We start from the raw sequence: 20,634 nt of genomic DNA, 5'->3' as shown, positions 1-20,634 counted from the left end.
TACCTCCGCATTTACTAACCTAAGTTAGCTCTATTTTCATAAAGATTCCGGCGATGATTGTTTCATGAGGACCTATTCTTTTGACAATTTCATACGGCTTAAACCCTAACCTGGAGTATAATAACATCCCTTTAGTATTCACATTATGACAAACTAAATGTAACTCTTGAAGCTGTAAGTCCTCTTTTGCAGCAGCAAGCATGGTACGAATCAAATACTCCGCGGCTCCCTTACCTCTATAATCGGGTGAAACAATAACATTTCCTAGCCAGTACAAATCTTGTTCTTGTCATATTGCGGCATAATCCGTAGATGCGGCTTTTCGGTAACTGTACGTCATTCCTTTTCCTACCTTCTTAACTTCAATCATGATCTTGCTCGATATTTAAGCACTAGAATAATAACCAGCAACACAACACATAAGGACATCGTATTCGTAATCAAAAAAGCTAAACCTACTCCCGTAACCGCCAAACTTATCGCGTATGCTTCCATTAGACTAATCCCGAGCAGCATAAGTAAATACGACTTCAAATTTAAATCGGCTACGGATTTTGATTTAAGGATTTGAATAATTTGAGGAATCCATCCCAAAGACAGGATCACCCCACCTATTAATTGCATGATTGCAAACATATGAGCACCTCCAGGGATTTTATTACTGTTGTATTCCGGGCGGCTCCATCTGGTTCCAGTTCATACTAAATTAACAATCATTTTTAGCTACTCTGCTTCTTTAAGCTTACTATATGCATAAGAGGCAGCACCAATAGTTCCGGCCCGACTCCCTAGCGAAGCTTGAACAATTTCACACTTACTGCCAGATAGCTTCAACGCATGCTGACTTACAGTTTCTCTTACAGGTTGGAGCAACTTATCACCCGCTGCTGCCATCCCCCCACCTACAATAATAAGATCAGGGTTCAGCATATTCACTACATTCGCTAATCCAAAGCCAAGTATAGTCCCCGTCTCCTGCATGACCTCCATAGAGATAGCGTCTCCGAGTTCGTAGGCTTCAGATATCATTAGCGCGGTAATTTGCTCTTCTTGATCATTAGTCCAGGTCTGAATTATGCTGGTTCGGCCTTCCTTCAGCTTCTCTTTAAAAGTGTTCACCATGCCAAGCGCGGAGACATATCGTCCCAAGCAGCCCGAGCTCCCACATTTACAAGGTCGTCCGTTCCTGTACATATTCATGTGCCCAATTTCACCAGCGCTATAAGACGTGCCGTAGATTACTTTCCCGTTGTTCACAATACCCGATCCTAAACCCGTTCCCAAAGTAATCAGAACTAGATTGTTATAACCTCTGCCTGCACCTTGCTGCCATTCTCCATACAGATTAACCCTTACATCGTTATCAATGAAAATAGGAAAATCATAAAATATCTTCATCTCGTCAACAACATGTACTTGCTCCCACCCCGGAAAATTAGGTGAGAAAAAAGAAATACCCGCTACCGGATCAAGTAATCCGGGCACTCCGATTCCCATACCTTCTACTAAATCTAACGAAATATCCGCTTCAACCATAATCAAACGTACAGCTTCTCTAATCCGTTCCAGCACATGTAACGGGCCTTTAGCTGCCTCTGTAGGTGTAGATATTTCTTTTACAGCTATAAAATCGAAATCGTAAATTCCTGCTTTGATATTCGTTCCACCGAGATCAATTCCTATAATGTAGCGTTTCATAAGAACCTCCAGAATTAGAAATAACTTCACCTTTCATTATGAATGTCTGAAGGCTGAAACTATAGAGGGAACATACAAGTTATATGATAAAGTTCCAACATTTCTACTACAAATGACTACTACTAACTGTCGCTTCTACTTCGGCTAACATCAATCTGTTCACACCCATCTTAATCTGATTCTCAGTAAGATTAGAATAGCCTAGTAGAAACACAGGTCCCTTAGGTTTACTCTCCAGAAAATAAGAGGATGCAGGATATACACGAACTCCGTAACGGAGCGCCACTTCAGCTATACGATTCTCTTCGGCATCCGACTCCAGCTCAATCAGTAAGTGCAGCCCCGCTTCCTCGCCATAATATCGCACTCGACTCCCAAATTCAGTATTCAAGCTATTTACGAGACAGGCTCTACGAGAGGCATACAGCTTACCCATCTGTGTAACATGCCTTGCATAGTGACCATTCTGAATAAATTCAGCTAACGCTTCCTGATCCAAAGCAGAAGACATGCGATCTGTAATCCATTTAACGGCCAAAAAAGGTTGAAGCAAAGCCGGAGGCAGCACAACATAACCTATCCGCAGAGAAGGAAATAATACTTTACTAAAGCTGCCTACATAAATGACTCGACCCTCAACATCTAGACCAGCAAGCGCGGATAATTTCGGACCCTCGTACCTATATTCACTGTCATAATCGTCTTCAATAATAAAAGCATGATTAGCTTTCGCCCAATCCAACAGCTGAACCCTTCGTTTCAAGGACAGTGTCGTCCCAAAAGGAAACTGGTGAGAAGGCGTAACATAGACTAGCTTTGGCGATTTTTTAAGATTACCTTCTTTATCGTTATCACTGTTTGTCTGGATCTCTTCCACACAGATGCCATCTTGATCTACTTTAACAGGTATGACCTCTACCCCAGCAAAAGAAAATATTTCACGCACAACGCTATGTGAAGGATCTTCAACAATGACTTGATCACCTTTAAATAAGAAAATCCTCGATAAAATATCAAGAGCTTGGGTAGCTCCAGAAGTAATCACGATTTGTTCTGGAACAACGGGCATAGACCGCGTGGAACGTAATAAACGAGCAATTTCTCGGCGTAGTCCCAGTGAACCCTCCGCAGGGCCATAGCCTAAAGTATCCGGTGAAGCGCGGCGGCAAGCATTCATTAGAGCTTTTTGCCATTGATCCATAGGAAACGCATCCCAAGCAGGTACACCATGTCGAAAATCGCAAAATACCGGGTTCAAATGATCAACTTCTCTAGTAGAAGGAGGATTAAGCGTAAGGACATCAGGTCCCTTCGTTATAAAATTGTAAGGGCTCTCATAATCTTTTGTAACTTTCTCCTCCAACGTCAACTCCGCAATAAACGTTCCCGCCCCTTTTCTCATCTCAAGATACCCTTCTGCCTGTAGTAGCTCATAGGATTGAAGGACCACGCTTCTGGATACTCCAAGCTGATTGGCCAAAGTTCTAGACGGAGGCAGGGGGTCCCCCCCGCTTAAAGCTCCTGAATGGATAGCATTTCGAACTTGCTCGTAAATTTGACGGCTAAATGGTATTTGTCGTTCTTTATCGAGTGTGATCAGCAAATCATGCTTCATAAGAGGTCCTCCCCTTCTGTTCCGACTTTTGATTTAAAAATATAGGGTTAGCATTTTTACGAGTATTGCTGCGGAAACAGAGCCTAGAATCACGAAGAGCAGCGGAATTTTTCTAATTAATACCAGTATAACAGCGACAGTCCCTGATGCGATACCCACAAGATTAACATCTGGGTCTACCTGAATGATTCCAGGCACCGTTAACGCACTAAGAACCGCTATGGGCAAATACTCCAGTAGCGCTTGGACTTTGGAAGAACCATTTGTATGGTTCGTAAGCAGTAAAGGCACAAAACGAAATAAAAATGTAATAACAGCCATACCTATGATGATTAATATAGTCATACGGATACCCCCTTCTCCGCTTTGACTTGCCCTTTAATTAAGGAGCCCACTGCCATGCCGATCAACATAGCTATAAGAATCGAAGAGTTTCCCAGCAAAGGGTTCAGTAGCCAAGATGATCCTGCAGCTGAAATACATATAGCCATATTCCGTAAGCTGCCTTTCAATTGAGGTACAACAAGTGCAATTAGTAAGGCATATAATGACGTGTTTAGCGCCGGTAAATATAAAGCTGGGATATAGGAGGCAAGGGTGATCCCCGAAGCTGTTGCTATCAGGTTAGCGACATAGGGAGGGATTTGTAGGCCTAGCAGATAAGGAAGTCCCAATGGCTGGTTCATTTTTTCATTCTCCGTTTTACGGTTTACTCCTTCTCGAGGGATCATACTAACGGCATATACCTCTTCTGTTAAACTGAAGCCAATCCAAGTTCTCGCTAGTACACTGATGTTACGATTTAACTGCCCTCCAAAGGATAAGCTGATAAACAAATATCTTAAGTTAATGATCAGAGTAAGCAGTAAAATCACTGGAGCGGCTGCTCCTGCGGCAAGCATTTTTACACCGATAAATTGACTAGCCCCCGCAAATACGAGCGCTGACAATAAGAATACTTCCAGACTTCCTAGACCTAACCCCTTACCGACCAATCCAAACGTAAAGCAAGCTGGGATAAATCCTGCAACAATTGCGATAGCATCTTTTAGCCCTGTTCTAAACATTACTTTTTGATCATTCATAAGTTTCTCTCCCTTATCGTTGTTACTAGAGAGAGCATACTTGGATACAGTTCCAGTGAAAATAACCACATTGGTGCGTATGTACCATACCAATTTCTTTCTCACAAAAAAAGACCGCCCTCTAGAGAGCGATCTTAAATGTAGGTTTAAACCTCCAGTGGACTTTCAACAATCTCGTTGATTTCCTCTAAAATCTGCGATTTAATCTGGTCTACTCGATCAAAATTCAGGGTAGAAGTATAGATTTGCTTTAATGCAACTAGGAATACTTTTGCGTCTGTAAGATGTTGTGTGGATTGTTTCATGGTACTCGAATATCGCTCTTTAATGCCGGCTATAGCTTCGGAATATTCTTCATCTGTACCAGGCAGTATACAGCGGGAATACATATCGACGATCTCGTCGGTTGCCCGATCTGGGTAGTACTCATGTGGAGCCGTACTATCAAAAATAGCAAAGCCAAGCTCACGCACAATAATCATATCAAGGCTATTTGGATCGAAGCCACAGTGGTAAATTTCAACATCGAAACCACGTTTGATGCCTTCAGCCGCTATTTTCTTCAACAGTGTAGATTTTCCGGAGCCCGCACGTCCTTTAACCAAATATCTTTTTAGTCCTGAGGTTAGATTAGGAACAAAATCCACGGCCCCCTTAGGCGTCGCCGCACCTAAAAAACGATGATCTACCCGGCTGGATTTTTCAGATTTCTGATCACCATACAGAAGCTTAATATACTCCTGTGTCAGTTCGTCGGCTGCTTGAAAATCCATTTTCGCGATATAAATTGCTTCCCATTCGTCATGAATGCGAAGAGCTTTAGCAAAGCCAGCATAAGCCAATTCATGTTCTTGTTTAATGGCTCCGACTAAATTATCGATTTCCAACTTCTGCTGGCACAACTGGAACTGATCAGCGGCCTGCTCCAAATCTACAAATACGATGGACTCTTCAGGCAGTTCAGGGTTTATTACTCGCGGAGCTGTTCCATCCACAATTCCTATATTTAATTTGGGAATAATCACACCGTCGAATGAATCGTTATCTGATGCAGTGTGGATGAACCAGATCTCATAACCTTGTTGATTCAACTGCTCTCCAATTTCTCTAATCAGTTTGGTCTGCCCCGTACCTGGGCCTCCTTTTAAAACATATAGACGCGTTAAACTTTGCAATGACGACTCATAGAGGCTGTAAAAGCCGTGAGCCGTATTCCCGCCAGCAAAGAAATTGAGGATTGTTCCGTTCATAATCGCACACCTTTCCGGGCTAATGTCATGGTTCATATTTCATCGTATTATGGTTCCCTGGGAAAGGTGACACTTTAAGTGAGATGTGGTCTTACTTCATAAAATGATCCATAAATCTCTTAATGACTGGAACATCAGGAGGTGATAACTCGCTAGGCAATTCTCCATAATTAAAAAAACGGACTTCTTGCACTTCAATTCCATCTTCTTTAAGCGCACCGTCAAATTCTGTACATAGATAAGCGGCTACAACATTATATACTTCATCACCGTTTGGATATTTGTAATAAAGCTCTTGTCCAGAAAACATGTCGAACAATTCAAGTCCTCTGGCTTGTAAACCTGTCTCCTCAAAAAGTTCCCTTTTAGCAACCTCTTCCAAAGTCTCCCCAAGCTCCATCGAGCCACCTGGTAACCCCCAGCAACCGTTGTCCGTTCTACGTTGTAATAGTAATTGCTGTTCGCTACACAACAAAACACAGGCTCCTGCCATAATAAGCGGCCTGGTACCTACTTGTTTTCTTAGCTCCATAATATAATTACTCATTAAACAGCATCCTTTTCGTTAATGGCTTGTTTTTTTGTTCATCCCCAAATATAATCACAGGAATCATACCACAATATTACATTTATAACATTCGAAAGCAAATAAAAAAGCTACCTCATGGTAGCTCTATAAATCCCGATTACTAGATAATCATTTCGTTTTTGGAACATGAAAGCCATTGTTTTGCGCGTAATTTTCAATACTCCAGATGCCGATTCCCTGCTCTCTTGCTTTATCCTGTATAGCTCTAAATTGATCTACGTATTTCGTATTAGGTGCAAATACATATGCCACACGTGCATAACCCTGCTCTAGCAGAAGCTCATTAAACATTTTGCCATCGATATAGAGATAACAGAGTAGACGACCATATTTATCTCGTTCTGATACATCTAGTTCAATTTGTACATCTTTATTAGCAAGCATCTTTTTGGCATAATCAGAGGCTTCTATCGAAAATGGCTGTGGCTCAGGAATGTTCGGATTAACGGATTCAGGGGTATCGACTAGTAGCAAGCGTACTGTTTCTTTTTTACCGTCGATAGTCAGCTTCATGGTGTCACCATCAACTACCCGTGTTACCTTAGCATCTAGTAAACGTCTGTTATCCTCTTGTGTATTCTTTGCCGTAGCATCAGATTTAGGGCTAGGACTTGCTGTTATAGATGGAGCTTGATCTGAAGTAGACTGCTCGGCGAAAGTGCAAGCGGTAGCTGTTCCGAGTATGAGGGTGATGGCTAAGCAGATTTTTAATAGATACGTTTTACTCATGGTTAAACCTCTTTCTTATACATATGTAATAGCTTCATGGGGTCTAATTAAAATAAATCAAAATAGTAAAAAACACAAGTTTGTAATACTTAATATAGAAAACAACGACAGCTATGTATCAGAAAAATAAGATACATGGCTGTCGCTGTTTTAATAAATTCATAATCTCCGTTAATCACCCAGCTTAGCTTCTGTTACGTTTAAGTTAGAAATTTTTATTTTGATTATGATCGATAAGAAAGCAAGCAGGGAAAACATAATTCCGATCCAGATGAGCTGATGTATTCCTGCATGAGAAATAAACCAACCACCGATAGCAGTCCCTATCGTAATTCCAAGATTGGAGAATGAAATAAACAAGCTGTTACCGAATTCGGGAGCTTCTTTCGCCTCGGTCGTTAACCATGCTTGACTGACAATGAGTCCGCCGGAATGCACTGCCCCCCAAATGATTATGATAATAACCATCGGAATGAAATAAGATCCTAGATAATAAACGAAGAGGTAAGTTACCGCATATAGCAGAGGAAACATGATGACGGTCTTTGAAATGCTTTTATGCAAAAGGCCCCCAAATAAAAAATTCCCAAAAATCATGACTATACCAAAGGCCATCAACATGATACTAATCCATGATCCATTCATCTGTGTTACTTGACCAAGATACTCAGCGAAGTAACTATATACAGAAAACATAGCTGCAAAGATAAAAATAACAGTCACAATATTTAACCATAATAGGGGTTTGCGTAGTATACCAAGCTGCTTGCCATAAGACATTTTTTCTTTAACAGGCATGGAAGGAAGCCAAGCGAGTATCCCTAAAAAGGCAATTATACTTACAACAGCACCAAACAGAAAAGCAACTTCTAATGATATTTTGTCCGCGAGATAAGAAGTCAAAGGCACACCAAAAGCAAACCCGACTGTAATTCCGGCGAAAACCTTTGTAACTGCTTTAGTACTCTTTTCTGGTGGGACAAGTTGAGCAGCGGTCACAAGAGCAACTGAAAAAAAGACAGGATGAAAAATAGCAGGGATAATACGAAAAATCAGCATTACTTCAAACATAGTTGTATAAGCGTACACAACATTTGAAACTGCAAAAATAAGCACAGCCGTTAATAGAATAACTTTACGATTGATACCAGAGGCCAGTAATGTTAGAAATGGACCAGAAATGGCAACGACTAAAGCAAATATACTTACAAGCCATCCAGTCTGTGCAGTCGATATATTAAATTTTTGAGTTATCTGCGGTAGAACACCTATAATCCCCATTTCCGTAGTGATAATACCAAATACACCTAAAGCCAGAATAATAATAAGCAACGGGTTAATCTTTTTCATTTTTAAAATAATCCTCCATTTATATTCACATATACAGAATTGTAGATATGTATTATCAAAAAAAAGTCTTCCCTCCTCTCATTTATAGTTTCTGTTTAATATACTCGGAAAATTCCTGAATTGTCTTCTCGTTTCGACGATAGTACGTCCACTTCCCAATTCGCTCAGATTCCAACAAACCAGCTTTTTGCATTGTCAACAAATAACTCGAGATAACAGACTGTGCAAGTCCCGCTTTAGCTTGAATATCTCCCACGCATATTCCAGTTCGAAAACTAAGGCCTTGTTGTAAATAAGGCTTCTCATCAAAGAATTCCGCCGGAGTTTTTAACCACATCATAATCTGACTACGTGTCTCGTTAGACAAAGCTTTAAATATCACTAAAGGTTCCATGCATTTCATTATATCTACTTTTATAGATTTGTAAATGTGAAATTTATTTAGTGCATGAGATATTTCCAAATTAACCAGCAAATCAGTACGGATACCCACGAAATGAAACCGAATATCATCACGATTTTGTTTTCGCTCCATCCATATTTTAAGCTGAAATGGTAATGGATCGGAGCCATCCGGAACAGCCGCAGCTTAGTCCATTTATAGTACCAAACTTGTAATATGACCGATAACTGCTCCGCAAAATAGACGAAAAACAAAATTGGAATCAAAAGCTCGACCTTCTCAATGACAGCCAAAATGGAAAGGGAGCCACCGATCGCCAGCGATCCTGTATCGCCCATAAACGCTCTTGCCGGATAAATATTATAAAGGAAAAGCCCAAGCAGACAGCCGATCATGACAAAGGAAAATGTCTGTACTTCAGGTTTGTCCGAAATCATAAAAAAGAAAAAATACGTTGGAATGGCCACATTAATCAGTAACCCATCAAGACCGTCTGTAAAATTAATGGCATTTGCGGAGCCCACCACAAACAGCAAAATGATTCCGACATAGAGGTACAAAGGCAGTTGCAGATAGTGCCCTTGAAATAACCCAATATCGCTCGTCAGGCCGAACGAATGGAACAACACATACAAAATGGTCCCAGTAAAAATAAATTGTAACACTAGCTTTGAGCGACCGGTGATGCCGGACGGATTTTGCCAAAAAGCCTTTTTGAAATCATCGAGAAATCCGACTGAGCTGAACAACAAAAACGTGACGCATAAGAGTAACATTAGAGGTCCGGGATGAAACTGTAACGAGATCGCTATCCCGATAAGCAGGACCAACCCTGCCATAAGCGGTGTACCACGTTTGGCCTGATGATCCGCTGGTAACTCGGAGCGAATTGGCTGCGTTAGCCTCAGCCTGTGAAGTGTCCTGATCAACAGCGGCGTAAATATCGCCACTAGAAGAAAAGACAGGCCGGAAATAGCCATAATTCCAAACATATAACAAACTGCCCCCTCTTTGAAAAACAATATTTTAACACTTCCACTCCAAATACTCTACTCTGGAACCTAACTCACACTCACGAAATTGATTTGAGAGTTATTAAGATCGCTTGAATTATGTAAAGTTTTATCCCTCTCACTTGTATCTTTAGTAAAATGATATATGTAAATATAACTTTGATAAAGAGAAAGTATTCTGTTTTTATTTCCTATTTTCACTCCTCATTATGAAATACTTCCGATCAATAAATAAAGGACTGCCTATCGGCAGCCCTTCATTTATTTCGCATCCCCCTTTGTTTTCAAAATCGATAATTACCTAAGAGTCTAGCTCTGCTAACTCCTGAAGGATTTTCTCAATATCACCATCAGGATTTAACGCTTTAATCATCTCTTTCGTAATAGCTGCACCCTCATAAACTTATGCAACAACCTCTAAGGGGAGTGTGAGTTCAAAATAACCTTCGGCAAATTCCACAAAATCCTCAGCTGTGCGGAAAATAGTTCCTAGCAAAAAGTCCGAACCATCTTCTGTCCCCGCTGGAATCTCTACCTTCCCCTTTTTCCACGTCAAGTCATTATTTTCACGCCAAAAACAAAAAGTAACATCATCCTTAGTTATCGCCTCATCTTCCAGTAAAGACAATAGTGAGGTCGGGACTTCTTCATAGATTCCTGGCCAAACTTCATGTCCGTCGCGCGCATATGGACTTACTTCTGACTCATGATCAAATCCTTTAATTATCGTTCCTTGAGGTGAAAAAATAATAAACAAATGATCACCTGATCCATTGTCAATCGATGCTAAGGAAACATTCTTATCGAATTCAGAAACAAAACTATGATAGCGAAGCCATTCCTCTGGACATAGGACAATATTTAGAGAAGCAAGTATTTTCATGAGTTTTTTTAAGTTTTCGGGTGATGGTAAAATATTTAACACATTCATTTATGATTCCTCCCCATTGTAGTTATTAATGATTTTAGCATATTGATGAATTAGGAGTGAAAAAAAAGACTACCCTAAGGTAGCCTTTCCAACTTAACAAGACACTAGCTTAACTTAAGATCCCGCGCCCTTATATCTTCTAACTCCATAACTCCAAGCTAACAGACCAATCCCAAGGAATATCGCACCTACAACAGGTGTCATCAGCGCCAGGCTCGTCATTTCTTCACGCTGCAGGAAGAGCGCTGCTGGATAAACTCCGACGAATGCAAACGGGATAATCCAAGTTAGAAGTACCTGAATAGCACGATTGTAAATCGTTACCGGATAACGGCCATAGGTCTGAATATTGTACATTAGAGGAAGAATACCCGTTGGTGCATCAGAATAGAAAGATAATGAAGTCAATGTTGTATAAATCCCAGTATAGATGGCCACGGCACTTAACGTAAGAATGATCAGAGCCGGTATCGTCCACCATTCAAAGGGAAGACCCAGATTACTACCACTGATGGCCATAATAATAATACCTATGAATGAGCCCATTAGTGCTGGTGGATCAACATTTTCCAAAAAGATCTGGAACAGATTATGCGCTGGACGTGTCAAAATACGGTCCATCTCACCTTTGACGATATAACGCTCACTAAATCCCCATAGATTCACAAAACAACTAAACACCCCAAAAGGCACCATAAAGAACCCATAGACGAACACTACTTCGTTCTGATTCCAGCCGCCAAGGCTATCCGTATGCATGAAAATTACTAGTATAAAGATAAAGTTTGTAGCCTGAAAGAGCAAATCTGATATGACCTCTACCCAAAAATCGGCGCGATAGGTGAGCCGGGACTTCATATAGTTTTTAATGTATTCAATTAATAATCCAAGGTAATACACGTTTCCTCAACCTCCCTGCACGAAGAGACGCTGCCGCGCCGCATGATATAACCAGACAATTGGAATCAGTAATGCCAGGAACCAAACGATCTGTATCCCTAGTACATTCCAAATCCCAACCCCTTGCACCCGTCCTGTAAATACAGAACCTGGCAAGTAAGTAATCGCCTGAAACGGCAGCACCTTAAGTATAGAAGATAGCCAGTCAGGAAACAGACTGATCGGCACGATCAGACCAGAGAACAGATCAACAATTACCCGCTTCATACGCATCATGCCCTCATTATTCTCAACAAAGAAAGCCGAGAGCCCAGTAATAATATTGATCTGTGAATTAATCAAAAAGCTGAAAAAGAGCATTACAAGAAAACCCGCCCAAGCAGATGGTGCTGTCGGTAATTGAACCGGGAACAACAACATCGCTATAGCCATACCCGGAATCATAAACAAGAGGAAGCGGAACATTCCCTCTCCGAGTCCTTGCATCATTTTGACTAAGACATAGTTATAAGGCCTTATAAACTGGATAGCGATACTTCCGTCTCGTATATCCGTAGAGATCTCGCGATCTAGATTATTAAAATAAAACGCACGAGCCATCCAAGAAACAGCGACATAAGACGTCATTTGCGTTGCGGTAAAGCCACCAAGTGAATCCCCATTACCATAGATGGCCATCCATGTGAAATAGTTAACCCCGATATTCAGTGAATAGATAAGAATACCTGAGTAGTAGTTAATCCGATAAGCAAGCATGGTAAGGAACCGGATCCGTATAAAATCTAAGTACGCCCCAAACAGTAATCTACGACTATTCTCTGGAGGACCACCTGAAGACGAACCTCCTGAGGACGAAGACATAGCTGTTGCAGCATTAAGCTTATCAGACATGTAAAGCCTCTCTTTCATCCTTCAGAGCGGCAGCTTGTTTCTCTGGTTTATCCGCAGACCCGGATTGATAAATACTGCGAACAATATCGTCCGTATTCGTCTCAATGATTTTGATATCAGTAATGTCGGCTTTCCCTACTACCCGTCCCAAAACATCGGATACATTAATATCCAGCGGTATCCAAACCGATGCTCCAAGATCGTTGTCTGCAGACCAAGTAACCGGCATCCCTTCAGTCCAAAGCTCAAGCAATTGCCGTTTCGTTGCATTTCCGAATTGAAATTGAACTTCACGTCCGGTTCCCCAGCGCTGTTTCAGATCTTCTAGGCCGCCGTCATAAATAATTCGACCATCGTCAAGCATAATCACCCGCGAGCAAAGGGCTTCAATATCTTGCAGATCATGTGTAGTCAACAGTATGGTTGTTCCATGCTCACGGTTCATATCTTTAAGGAATTCACGGATCTCTGACTTCACCACAATATCTAAACCAATGGTTGGCTCGTCCAGAAATACAATCGAAGGGTTATGAAGTAATGCTGCGACTAATTCACAACGCATCCGCTGACCGAGACTGAGCTTACGAACAGGACGATTCAGTAGTTCTTGCAACTGCAATCGTTCGACTAATTCATCCAGCCGTTTCTTGAAGTCTTGTTCAGATACCCGGTATACCTTGCGCAGCAGCTGGAAGGATTCAATGACCCCAATGTCCCACCATAGCTGGCTGCGTTGCCCGAACACCACACCTATATTCTTCACAAATTTCTCGCGCTCCAAATAAGGAACATAACCACCCACCGTAAGATTTCCTGAAGTTGGTACGAGAATACCCGTGAGCATTTTGATCGTGGTTGATTTCCCGGCACCGTTCTCGCCGATGTAACCACAAATCTCACCTTCGGGAATGGAAAAGGAAATATCCTTCACGGCAGTTACTTCCGTATACTCCCTTTTAAACAAATCAGCGAAGGCCCCTTTGAGACCTTCGCGGTTTTTTTGTACTTTGAATGTTTTGCGTAAGTCTTGTACTTGAATAGCAGTCATATTGTACCTCACTAAGCTTAAAGTTGGGTTCCAGTAACCCATTATAATTGAAGAAGTGCAAAAGCACTACCTCAATTTTTACTTAGCCAGTCTTCCTACAATTGGATTCCCTTCTTTCACTGCCTCTAAATGTCCTGAACGAGCCACTTTGGTGCGTAAGTATTTCTCGTTAAAAGAAGATACATCTCCCCACAGCGCTACTCTTTTCACAGCATTCATACCTGCAGTCTTGAGAGCTTCCAGTTTCTTCGGATTGTTAGTAATTAACGTGACTGGTTTTTGACGTAGCTGTTGTAGAACGCTGATCGCTTCTTCATAATTTCTTGAATCATCAGAAAAACCCAGTTCTAAATTAGCCTCAACTGTATCGTATCCTTCTTCTTGTAAAAGATACGCTAAAGATTTGCTAAACAGTCCAATGCCTCTACCCTCATGGTTAGCAAGATAGAATAACGCACCTGAACCGTGTTCGACAATCATTTTCATGGACTGATGCAGTTGGAAGCCACAATCACAACGTTTGCTGCCAAAAATATCGCCGGTATGACAAATGCTGTGCATCCGAATCAATGCTTCATCTGAGCCTTCGAAATCACCATATACTAAAACACTGGATTGCTGACCATCTGCGAGGCTCATGGATGGTAACTTTGAAATCAAAGCGGCTGTTGCTTCACTATTATCACCAAGAAGCTCTGCATCCGTAGTGTTCAGCCAGTTGTACCATTTAAAAGTAACAGTCTCTCCGTCTAAATTCACGGGTAAAGTAATCGGTCCAACTAATATATTTGTACTGTTTTCTAAAGGAATCCGAGTAATTTTATTTTGTAGGATAGAAATAATATCTGGTTTTGTCATGTGTAACACCTTCCTCAATTTCATCTGGTATAGCTATAGCTATACATAAGGATCGAATATTAGTTAAAATATAAGTAACTATTTGTAAGTAAGTTTATCATTGTAATATAACTTCGTCAAGTTATAATATATCTTTAAATATTTATAATTACTTTATGTAAGTTTATGATATAATGAATGTCGAGGTGATATTATGAATGATTTCAACATGTGTCCTCGCTTTGAAAAAGCGGTAGACTTGCTAAGTAAACGTTGGGTCGCGCTGATCGTTTTCGTGCTTATGCCAGGTCCACGTCGTTTTGGCGAAATAGAAAGCTGTCTGTCCAACCTAAGTGGTAAAGTGTTATCTGACCGATTAAAAGAAATGGAAATCGAAGGTATTATTGAGCGAACCGTATATCCAGAAATGCCAGTACGCATTGAGTACTCCCTTACTCCAAAAGGAACCGCGTTGGCTCCTATACTTGGTGAAATTGGAAATTGGTCTACAGACTGGATTGAGCTTGGTGTTACAAATTAATCCGACTTATACTAACTTGAAGAGCCCTTTTTGTTCCGTAAATCCGGCAACAAAAAGGGCATTTTAAGTTCTTCGATATATTGTTAAACTGCTATAGATCCTTCCGTTGAAAACGATACAATCCGATTAAGAACGCGATTAGTGTATAGAAGATCGCATAGACGATAAATGAATTAGATGGGACTGAGGTGAAGTTATCTAACCCAAACAGACTATTGGAAGCGTTAAACATTCCGTTCATTTCGTTAATACTAAACAGTTCAGCAGTCATTCTGCGCTGTAACCCATCTACAGGCATAAGTAAGGACATTATACCCGTCATATTATTTAGAGTGCTGAGTGCTTCGGGCTTAGATAATAAAGAACTACTTACCTTGTCAATCATTCCTCCTAGCCATCCTGCTCCATAAAGCATCGTCATAAAGACTCCATTCCCAAGGGCTGAGAAGAATCCTGAACCCAGCATAGAAACAGTTATTAGCAACGGTACGATGGAAGAAAAGAGCAAAAATGATTTAAATAACGCTAATCCATCTCTTGGAATTGCGGTATGGGCTTGCGTAATTAGCAATATAGAAACAAATAAAATAAGTGCATAACCTATTCCTAGTGTTACATAACCAAGCCAGCGACCTGCGTACCATTTCCAGCGTGGAATTGGTCTTGGAAGCAAGGCTTGCATCACTCCCTGCTCTGCCTCACCTGAAATGGCGGAAAACGAACTAAAAATTGCTAAAAAAGCAATTACAAATGCTCCGAAGAAAAATCCAAACGATAAAATAAATAAACCATTTGTAAAACGAATAAGGAGTTCTTCTCCGCTAGGAAAACTCGATCCGTGAGACATAGAACTTTGCCCGATCGTACCCGCAATAAACCAAAACCCAATAAGAAAGACCACGGTCATAATTAATGTCAGCACCATTACTCTTTTGCGCATCAGTTCTTTCCAGGTCATACCCATTATAATTCTCATTCGTGTTCACCTCTGTGGCTTAGTCCTGATACAGCATTCATAAACCACTCTTCCAGACGTTCTTGCTGATGTGAAACTTCATATAAGGTCATCCCTTGTTCTATAATCAGTGTATTCAGCCAACCCACCTGCTCTTCACTTTCCAGCTCCGCTTCCAACCAAACCCTACTACTGTCTATGGATTCTTCGGTATGGGAAGACACCCGGATCTGCAAGCCTGTCTGATCTTTTAGCCACGACAATAAAATAGGCGCAAAGCCGCCTACTTTAAATCGCCAGCTCATACGCTTGTTTAACACCTCGGACACTTTACCATGCCGGAGAATAACTCCGTTATTAAGTAGCGCCATTCGGTCGCAAAGTACTTCAACATCCTCTAACAGATGAGAGTTTAGAAATATCGTAACCCCTTTTTCTTTTAGATTCTGTAATATACGCCTGACTTCCTGACGTCCGATTGGATCTAGTGCCGATGAGGGCTCATCCAAAAATACGATAGCCGGCTCATTAACAAGTGCACAAGCTAAACCCAGTCTTTGCTGCATTCCCTTAGAGTAATGCTTCACTCGGTCACGTCCGCGCTTACCAATTCCAACCTCATCAAGAAGTTGTGGAATTCTCTTATCTGCCACAGACCGCTGCATTCCGCATAGTCTTGCATGCAGCCTCACTACCTCCTCACCCGTTAGCCATTCCTGATAACGATACAATTCGGGTAAATAACCGATTAGTGATTTAGCTTCTAGCGAACCAATCTTATGCCCGAACAGAGTTCCACTGCCACTTGATGGATGAATAAGACCTACAAGCATTTTTACAAAGGTGCTTTTACCTGCACCGTTAGGGCCGAGGAAGCCAAAGGCTTCCCCTTTCCCTACAGTAATACTTACATTTCGACAACCGCGTCCGTTATCATATTCTTTAGTTAGGGACTTGGCTTCAATTGCTGCAGTACTCATGATTCAATCAGCTCCTGAACCTTGGTGATAAGCTTCTCTTTACTCGAATAGAGCTCACCTGACAAATTGAATAGCTGTCCATCCTGAATCCATGTGGCTTGATATACAGGACCGCGGCTGTATTCATAATTGTCAACTATAACTAAAGTGTCACCCACAGTTATTTGCTCCGTATTTTCACCAGCGATTAACGGCATTGGGATTTCTCCGGATAAGACCCTGCTTTGCATTAAGCTAGTCTTCAAGTAATCTGGGAGCAGTGGGAAATTCATTACAGCTTCCAAAGCCTCTTCCACTTTAATAGAAGGATCAACGTTAAGTACAGGTGCATTCATCTGCGACAGACTTGCCCAGTGTGTTTCGTCAGATGAGAGATTGTAATTCACAAATTCCGGGATATGAAGTGTAATTGGTTTACCGTCAATCGATTCGGGCAGCAGATGTTCTGCTCCAATTTTCTTCAGGGCTTTGTTCACTTCGTCCACTTTCAGATTAAGCGTGATATCTTGTGAAGCACCCACCGTAACTGAATTATGCCCTTCCACTAAAGCAGCGGTTTTCGCTGGATAGCCTAGGGTAGCCTTCAGTTGATCCGCAGGCAACTCACCAATGTAAGCCCCGCTAGCGTTTGTAAACTCACCGAATTGATTAATTGATCGATTAAGTTCACCGTCTTCAGCCACCTGTGTGAAAATATTACGCAGATCACTCTCATGAACAACCGTAACCTGTTCCATCCGGAACTGATTCAGAATGGATGCCATTGCTGTGTTTCCTATTGGGGTCGCGAGAATGACTGCAAAAACAGCTACACTCGCAGCTACAACTCCTAGTTTCCGACGACGGTTCATACGCAGTCGACGCGGACGTTGTACTTTCTTATCATGGGTAGTTATAAGTATGTCCTGTACTACCGTTGGAGTTGACTCTGATTCAAGGTTCTCTACATTTTCTACCTGACTTAAGTTAACAGAATCCTCAGTTTGGGCTTCCGTATTTTGACTCCATTTTGCCCATTGAGGATTATAAGGCTCATTCTCTAACTTACTCTGTAGCTTGGCCCAGGCTTCGTCTGTACTTTGCTTATCTTTATCTTGCTTTCCTGAATAGTTATTCATTATTGTACCTCCTGATTTTAAAGATTACTTCTTAACTTCTCCTCAAAAGAAGTCTACTTCGTCTGGGGTATCGCCTTCGTTGCATTTTGTCTTAGTTTCTCTGTCGCTCGGTGAAGCAGGGTCCCTACTACTGGAGGTCTTACTCCAAGCTCTCCCGCGATTTCCACATAACTGTACCCCGAGTAGCGAAGAAGAAGCGCTTGTCTGTCTCTTTCAGGCAATTCATTCAGCCAGATGTGTACATCTTCCTGATCTAGCTTACTAATAATGACTTCTTCACCTGAAGGGGGAGATTCACTAGCATCATAAAGCTGCTCTTGTTTATTCTGCAGTCGCCGTTCCCTTGCTTTTTTGTCCAAATAATCATATCCAATACGAGTAAGGACTCTATGAAGCCAGGCACCCAGCGCTGCTGGATCATCTGGTGGATTACGGTACAATCTCAGAAAAACTTCTTGAGCTAAATCATCAGCCGCCGATTCATCACGTACCAAAGCGGCAAGCTTACGGCGGACAACAGGGTAATGTTCATAAAATATTGTTTTAAAAATTTCAGATTCCGGAATTTCCATCGTGTAAATCCTCCTTATCAGCTGCAGCTATAAGTAAGACGACTGTCAGTACATTTTTGTATCAGAATTCTTCATAATTATCATAATCCATTATAAAACATACAAAAAGACAGCCCCTAATTAATAAGGTAACTGTCTTCATTATTGGTCTTACCTATCTGTTTTGATCCCAATTATCGAATTCGAATATATCGGTTAAGAATCTTCTTGGACAAAATACTCCGCTCCAGCTTAAGCTCCAGCAGTTGTTCTTTCCAATGTAACACTTCATCTGATTCTTCATTCTTACGCAGCTTCTCAAACAACTTCATGATCAATATGTTAACGGAATCAAACCGTGACCATAATTCTATCACACTTTCTTCTTGAACCTGAGGTTCTTCCGATACTGTGTTAAGATTCTTTAAGCTCTTTATGATGTCAGCCTGCCACTGTCCATCGTTAATTGCTTTGGCATAATTTAAAAGGTCCAGATAATCGTCGACTGACATATGTACCGACTCCTTTGCATGGTTATACCAAGTATTATACTAGGTATTGTGTATATTGCAACACTTTATCCCTGTAAGTATACAAAAAAAACAAGGGCTAGTATGCGGACTAGCCCTTGCTAATAAATTTAAACGGAGTACGTTAAGTTATAGTAACTTCTCGATTTCCTCTTTGTATTGCTCCGATTTCGGACCAAATACGATTTGTACAGCACCTTGACCAAGTCTCATTACACCGGAAGCACCGAGTTGTTTCAGTGCGGAATCTTTAACGGCTTTTTCGTCTTTAACGATCAGACGTAGGCGTGTAATACAAGCATCGATATTTTCGATGTTTGAAGGTCCGCCGATGTGCTCAAGAATTTGAGCAGCCTTGGAAGAAGCAGCTGAACCTGTTCCGTTACCTCCAGTTGGTGCTACAAGCGCATCATCATCATCTTCGCGACCAGGGGTCTTAAGCTTGAACTTCGTGATGATAAAGCGGAACAACACATAGTACAGAACGAAGAAACACAGACCTACAGGGATAAGAATCCATGCATTGGTGGATAGCTTCATGTTTATCAGATAATCGATCAAACCAGCGGAGAAACCAAAACCAAGCTTAACATCCAGAATGTACATTAACGCCATCGAGAATCCTGTAAGTAAAGCATGAACTGCGTACAAGGCTGGTGCCAAGAACATAAAGGAGAACTCAAGTGGTTCTGTGATTCCTGTTAAGAAGGAAGCAATAGCAGAACCGATGAAGATGGAAGCTACCATTTTACGTTTTTCTGGTTTAGCTGTATGAATAAATGCAAGCGCTGCACCTGGAAGCGCAAACATCATGATTGGGAAGAAGCCAGTCATAAACATCCCAGCTGTTTTGTCTCCAGCGAAGAAGCGATTTAAGTCACCGTTAACCAATTCACCCGCTGCATTCGTAAAATCACCAATTTGGAACCAAGCAATCGAATTAAGTACGTGGTGAAGACCTGTCGGAATCAACAAACGGTTAGCTGTACCGAAAATGAACGCTCCAACTGCGCCAAGTGACACTACCCAGTTTCCGAAATCACTAATTACATCTTGTACAGGGCTCCAGACCATCCCAATTAATACTGCAAGGACCATCGTGGAAGCTGCGGTAATGATTGGAACAAAACGTTTACCCGCGAAGAACCCAAGCCAATCTGGCATCTTTATATTGTGATATTTCTTATATAGAAATGCTGCCCAGGCACCGGCAAATATACCCCCAAGCACACCCATATTCAACTTTACAGCATCATCAATAAAAGAGAACTGAAGGGGTACGGCAATCAGAATCTTGTCTAGTACTAAGTATGCAATTACTGCTGACAAGGCTGCTACGGCATCCTTGGCAAATCCAATGGCAACCCCTACTGCGAAGATTAGAGCAAGATTTCCGAAGATAGCACCCGAACCGGCATTTAGAAATGGAACAAAATAATGGTTCAGGAATCCACCTATCGTTGCCCCCAGAGGTATATCTTTTTCGTAGTTAATCAGACCTAATCCTTGAAGAATAGCTGCCGCAGGCAAAGTTGCTACCGGAAGCATAAGCGACTTACCTAATTTCTGTAGAAAACCCAACATAAAATATCATCCTTTCGATTCAATAGTAGTAATGCT

Annotated in this window: 23 protein-coding genes; 1 reads left to right on the top strand and 22 read right to left on the bottom strand. The window is 41.4% G+C overall.

Annotation, left to right across the window (positions count from 1 at the left end; all coding sequences use genetic code 11):
• Positions 1–366 precede the first annotated feature (366 nt).
• The 16 genes from MKY19_RS13260 to MKY19_RS13185 all read right to left on the bottom strand — a co-directional run bounded on the left by MKY19_RS13260 (position 367) and on the right by MKY19_RS13185 (position 14,360).
• Positions 367–636, bottom strand: coding sequence for a PQ-loop domain-containing transporter (locus MKY19_RS13260; RefSeq protein WP_076286400.1), 270 nt, complete (start codon positions 634–636; stop codon positions 367–369).
• An 87-nt stretch (positions 637–723) separates the two neighbouring features.
• Positions 724–1,698, bottom strand: a complete 975-nt coding sequence (locus tag MKY19_RS13255; protein ID WP_339803417.1) for an ROK family protein — start codon at positions 1,696–1,698, stop codon at positions 724–726.
• Positions 1,699–1,804: 106 nt separating this feature from the next.
• Positions 1,805–3,313 carry a PLP-dependent aminotransferase family protein gene (locus MKY19_RS13250; RefSeq protein ID WP_339803414.1) on the bottom strand — a complete coding sequence of 503 codons (1,509 nt, stop codon included), beginning with the start codon at positions 3,311–3,313 and terminating at the stop codon, positions 1,805–1,807.
• A gap of 33 nt (positions 3,314–3,346) precedes the next feature.
• Positions 3,347–3,658, bottom strand: a complete 312-nt coding sequence (locus MKY19_RS13245; protein ID WP_042187788.1) for an AzlD domain-containing protein — start codon at positions 3,656–3,658, stop codon at positions 3,347–3,349.
• The gene (locus MKY19_RS13240; RefSeq protein ID WP_339803411.1) at positions 3,655–4,503 is read right to left on the bottom strand and encodes an AzlC family ABC transporter permease; all 849 of its coding nucleotides are present in this window, start codon (positions 4,501–4,503) and stop codon (positions 3,655–3,657) included. The genes MKY19_RS13245 and MKY19_RS13240 overlap by 4 nt, the downstream gene beginning before the upstream one ends.
• A 41-nt stretch (positions 4,504–4,544) precedes the next feature.
• On the bottom strand, positions 4,545–5,648 hold the full coding sequence (locus MKY19_RS13235; RefSeq protein WP_339803408.1) for a PRK06851 family protein: 1,104 nt from the start codon (positions 5,646–5,648) through the stop codon (positions 4,545–4,547).
• Between the two features lie 91 nt (positions 5,649–5,739).
• The gene (locus MKY19_RS13230; RefSeq protein WP_339803405.1) at positions 5,740–6,195 is read right to left on the bottom strand and encodes an NUDIX hydrolase; all 456 of its coding nucleotides are present in this window, start codon (positions 6,193–6,195) and stop codon (positions 5,740–5,742) included.
• 150 nt (positions 6,196–6,345) lie between these two features.
• Entirely contained in the window at positions 6,346–6,966 is a 621-nt protein-coding gene (locus MKY19_RS13225; RefSeq protein WP_339803402.1) for a thermonuclease family protein, read from the bottom strand.
• A 171-nt stretch (positions 6,967–7,137) separates the two neighbouring features.
• The gene (locus MKY19_RS13220; RefSeq protein ID WP_339803398.1) at positions 7,138–8,316 is read right to left on the bottom strand and encodes an MFS transporter; all 1,179 of its coding nucleotides are present in this window, start codon (positions 8,314–8,316) and stop codon (positions 7,138–7,140) included.
• Between the two features lie 82 nt (positions 8,317–8,398).
• Positions 8,399–8,710 (bottom strand): ArsR family transcriptional regulator, encoded by a 312-nt coding sequence (locus MKY19_RS13215; RefSeq protein WP_339271626.1) that lies wholly within the window; start codon positions 8,708–8,710, stop codon positions 8,399–8,401.
• 47 nt (positions 8,711–8,757) lie between these two features.
• On the bottom strand, positions 8,758–9,711 hold the full coding sequence (mraY, locus tag MKY19_RS13210) for a phospho-N-acetylmuramoyl-pentapeptide-transferase (RefSeq protein ID WP_339803395.1): 954 nt from the start codon (positions 9,709–9,711) through the stop codon (positions 8,758–8,760).
• A 424-nt stretch (positions 9,712–10,135) separates the two neighbouring features.
• Positions 10,136–10,663: a hypothetical protein gene (locus MKY19_RS13205; RefSeq protein ID WP_339803393.1), complete on the bottom strand. Its 528-nt coding sequence runs from the start codon at positions 10,661–10,663 to the stop codon at positions 10,136–10,138.
• Between the two features lie 114 nt (positions 10,664–10,777).
• Entirely contained in the window at positions 10,778–11,521 is a 744-nt protein-coding gene (locus tag MKY19_RS13200; protein ID WP_179085851.1) for an ABC-2 family transporter protein, read from the bottom strand.
• Positions 11,522–11,569: 48 nt separating this feature from the next.
• Positions 11,570–12,319 carry an ABC-2 family transporter protein gene (locus MKY19_RS13195; RefSeq protein WP_042193809.1) on the bottom strand — a complete coding sequence of 250 codons (750 nt, stop codon included), beginning with the start codon at positions 12,317–12,319 and terminating at the stop codon, positions 11,570–11,572.
• Between the two features lie 127 nt (positions 12,320–12,446).
• Positions 12,447–13,502: an ABC transporter ATP-binding protein gene (locus tag MKY19_RS13190; protein ID WP_042187774.1), complete on the bottom strand. Its 1,056-nt coding sequence runs from the start codon at positions 13,500–13,502 to the stop codon at positions 12,447–12,449.
• A 78-nt stretch (positions 13,503–13,580) separates the two neighbouring features.
• Positions 13,581–14,360: a GTP cyclohydrolase II gene (locus MKY19_RS13185; protein WP_042187772.1), complete on the bottom strand. Its 780-nt coding sequence runs from the start codon at positions 14,358–14,360 to the stop codon at positions 13,581–13,583.
• Positions 14,361–14,553: 193 nt separating this feature from the next.
• Between MKY19_RS13185 and MKY19_RS13180 the strand changes: the two genes are divergently transcribed.
• Positions 14,554–14,880, top strand: coding sequence for a helix-turn-helix domain-containing protein (locus MKY19_RS13180; protein WP_042127276.1), 327 nt, complete (start codon positions 14,554–14,556; stop codon positions 14,878–14,880).
• A gap of 91 nt (positions 14,881–14,971) precedes the next feature.
• On the opposite strand, the gene MKY19_RS13175 is transcribed toward MKY19_RS13180, so the two are convergent.
• The 6 genes from MKY19_RS13175 to nagE all read right to left on the bottom strand — a co-directional run bounded on the left by MKY19_RS13175 (position 14,972) and on the right by nagE (position 20,598).
• Positions 14,972–15,856, bottom strand: coding sequence for an ABC transporter permease subunit (locus MKY19_RS13175; protein ID WP_042187770.1), 885 nt, complete (start codon positions 15,854–15,856; stop codon positions 14,972–14,974).
• Positions 15,853–16,815 (bottom strand): ABC transporter ATP-binding protein, encoded by a 963-nt coding sequence (locus tag MKY19_RS13170; protein ID WP_042187768.1) that lies wholly within the window; start codon positions 16,813–16,815, stop codon positions 15,853–15,855. The genes MKY19_RS13175 and MKY19_RS13170 overlap by 4 nt, the downstream gene beginning before the upstream one ends.
• A complete protein-coding gene (locus MKY19_RS13165; protein WP_339803389.1) occupies positions 16,812–17,933 on the bottom strand; it encodes a hypothetical protein in 1,122 nt (373 codons plus the stop codon). Before MKY19_RS13165 ends, MKY19_RS13170 begins: the two co-directional genes overlap by 4 nt.
• A gap of 53 nt (positions 17,934–17,986) precedes the next feature.
• Positions 17,987–18,505 (bottom strand): sigma-70 family RNA polymerase sigma factor, encoded by a 519-nt coding sequence (locus MKY19_RS13160; RefSeq protein ID WP_076286416.1) that lies wholly within the window; start codon positions 18,503–18,505, stop codon positions 17,987–17,989.
• Positions 18,506–18,678: 173 nt separating this feature from the next.
• Positions 18,679–18,996: a hypothetical protein gene (locus MKY19_RS13155; RefSeq protein ID WP_339247744.1), complete on the bottom strand. Its 318-nt coding sequence runs from the start codon at positions 18,994–18,996 to the stop codon at positions 18,679–18,681.
• Between the two features lie 147 nt (positions 18,997–19,143).
• Positions 19,144–20,598, bottom strand: coding sequence for an N-acetylglucosamine-specific PTS transporter subunit IIBC (gene nagE / locus MKY19_RS13150; RefSeq protein WP_339803386.1), 1,455 nt, complete (start codon positions 20,596–20,598; stop codon positions 19,144–19,146).
• Between the last annotated feature and the right edge of the window lie 36 nt (positions 20,599–20,634).

It is taken from the genome of Paenibacillus sp. FSL R5-0744 (genome assembly GCF_037972555.1).
Lineage (GTDB): Bacteria > Bacillota > Bacilli > Paenibacillales > Paenibacillaceae > Paenibacillus_AQ.
Note: the sequence above shows the minus strand (reverse complement) of the source record. Positions and strands in the feature narration are given on the sequence as shown.

Coding starts and splice junctions, on each gene's coding strand:
- MKY19_RS13250 (WP_339803414.1), bottom strand. CDS start 3,313: ATGAAGCATGATTTGCTGATCACACTCGATAAAGAACGACAAATACCA.
- MKY19_RS13190 (WP_042187774.1), bottom strand. CDS start 13,502: ATGACTGCTATTCAAGTACAAGACTTACGCAAAACATTCAAAGTACAA.
- MKY19_RS13215 (WP_339271626.1), bottom strand. CDS start 8,710: ATGGAACCTTTAGTGATATTTAAAGCTTTGTCTAACGAGACACGTAGT.
- mraY (WP_339803395.1), bottom strand. CDS start 9,711: ATGTTTGGAATTATGGCTATTTCCGGCCTGTCTTTTCTTCTAGTGGCG.
- MKY19_RS13165 (WP_339803389.1), bottom strand. CDS start 17,933: ATGAATAACTATTCAGGAAAGCAAGATAAAGATAAGCAAAGTACAGAC.
- MKY19_RS13245 (WP_042187788.1), bottom strand. CDS start 3,658: ATGACTATATTAATCATCATAGGTATGGCTGTTATTACATTTTTATTT.
- MKY19_RS13255 (WP_339803417.1), bottom strand. CDS start 1,698: ATGAAACGCTACATTATAGGAATTGATCTCGGTGGAACGAATATCAAA.
- MKY19_RS13225 (WP_339803402.1), bottom strand. CDS start 6,966: ATGAGTAAAACGTATCTATTAAAAATCTGCTTAGCCATCACCCTCATA.
- MKY19_RS13220 (WP_339803398.1), bottom strand. CDS start 8,316: ATGAAAAAGATTAACCCGTTGCTTATTATTATTCTGGCTTTAGGTGTA.
- MKY19_RS13155 (WP_339247744.1), bottom strand. CDS start 18,996: ATGTCAGTCGACGATTATCTGGACCTTTTAAATTATGCCAAAGCAATT.
- MKY19_RS13175 (WP_042187770.1), bottom strand. CDS start 15,856: ATGAGAATTATAATGGGTATGACCTGGAAAGAACTGATGCGCAAAAGA.
- MKY19_RS13235 (WP_339803408.1), bottom strand. CDS start 5,648: ATGAACGGAACAATCCTCAATTTCTTTGCTGGCGGGAATACGGCTCAC.
- MKY19_RS13230 (WP_339803405.1), bottom strand. CDS start 6,195: ATGAGTAATTATATTATGGAGCTAAGAAAACAAGTAGGTACCAGGCCG.
- MKY19_RS13170 (WP_042187768.1), bottom strand. CDS start 16,815: ATGAGTACTGCAGCAATTGAAGCCAAGTCCCTAACTAAAGAATATGAT.
- MKY19_RS13260 (WP_076286400.1), bottom strand. CDS start 636: ATGTTTGCAATCATGCAATTAATAGGTGGGGTGATCCTGTCTTTGGGA.
- nagE (WP_339803386.1), bottom strand. CDS start 20,598: ATGTTGGGTTTTCTACAGAAATTAGGTAAGTCGCTTATGCTTCCGGTA.
- MKY19_RS13160 (WP_076286416.1), bottom strand. CDS start 18,505: ATGGAAATTCCGGAATCTGAAATTTTTAAAACAATATTTTATGAACAT.
- MKY19_RS13195 (WP_042193809.1), bottom strand. CDS start 12,319: ATGCTTGCTTATCGGATTAACTACTACTCAGGTATTCTTATCTATTCA.
- MKY19_RS13200 (WP_179085851.1), bottom strand. CDS start 11,521: ATGAAGTCCCGGCTCACCTATCGCGCCGATTTTTGGGTAGAGGTCATA.
- MKY19_RS13180 (WP_042127276.1), top strand. CDS start 14,554: ATGAATGATTTCAACATGTGTCCTCGCTTTGAAAAAGCGGTAGACTTG.
- MKY19_RS13205 (WP_339803393.1), bottom strand. CDS start 10,663: ATGAATGTGTTAAATATTTTACCATCACCCGAAAACTTAAAAAAACTC.
- MKY19_RS13185 (WP_042187772.1), bottom strand. CDS start 14,360: ATGACAAAACCAGATATTATTTCTATCCTACAAAATAAAATTACTCGG.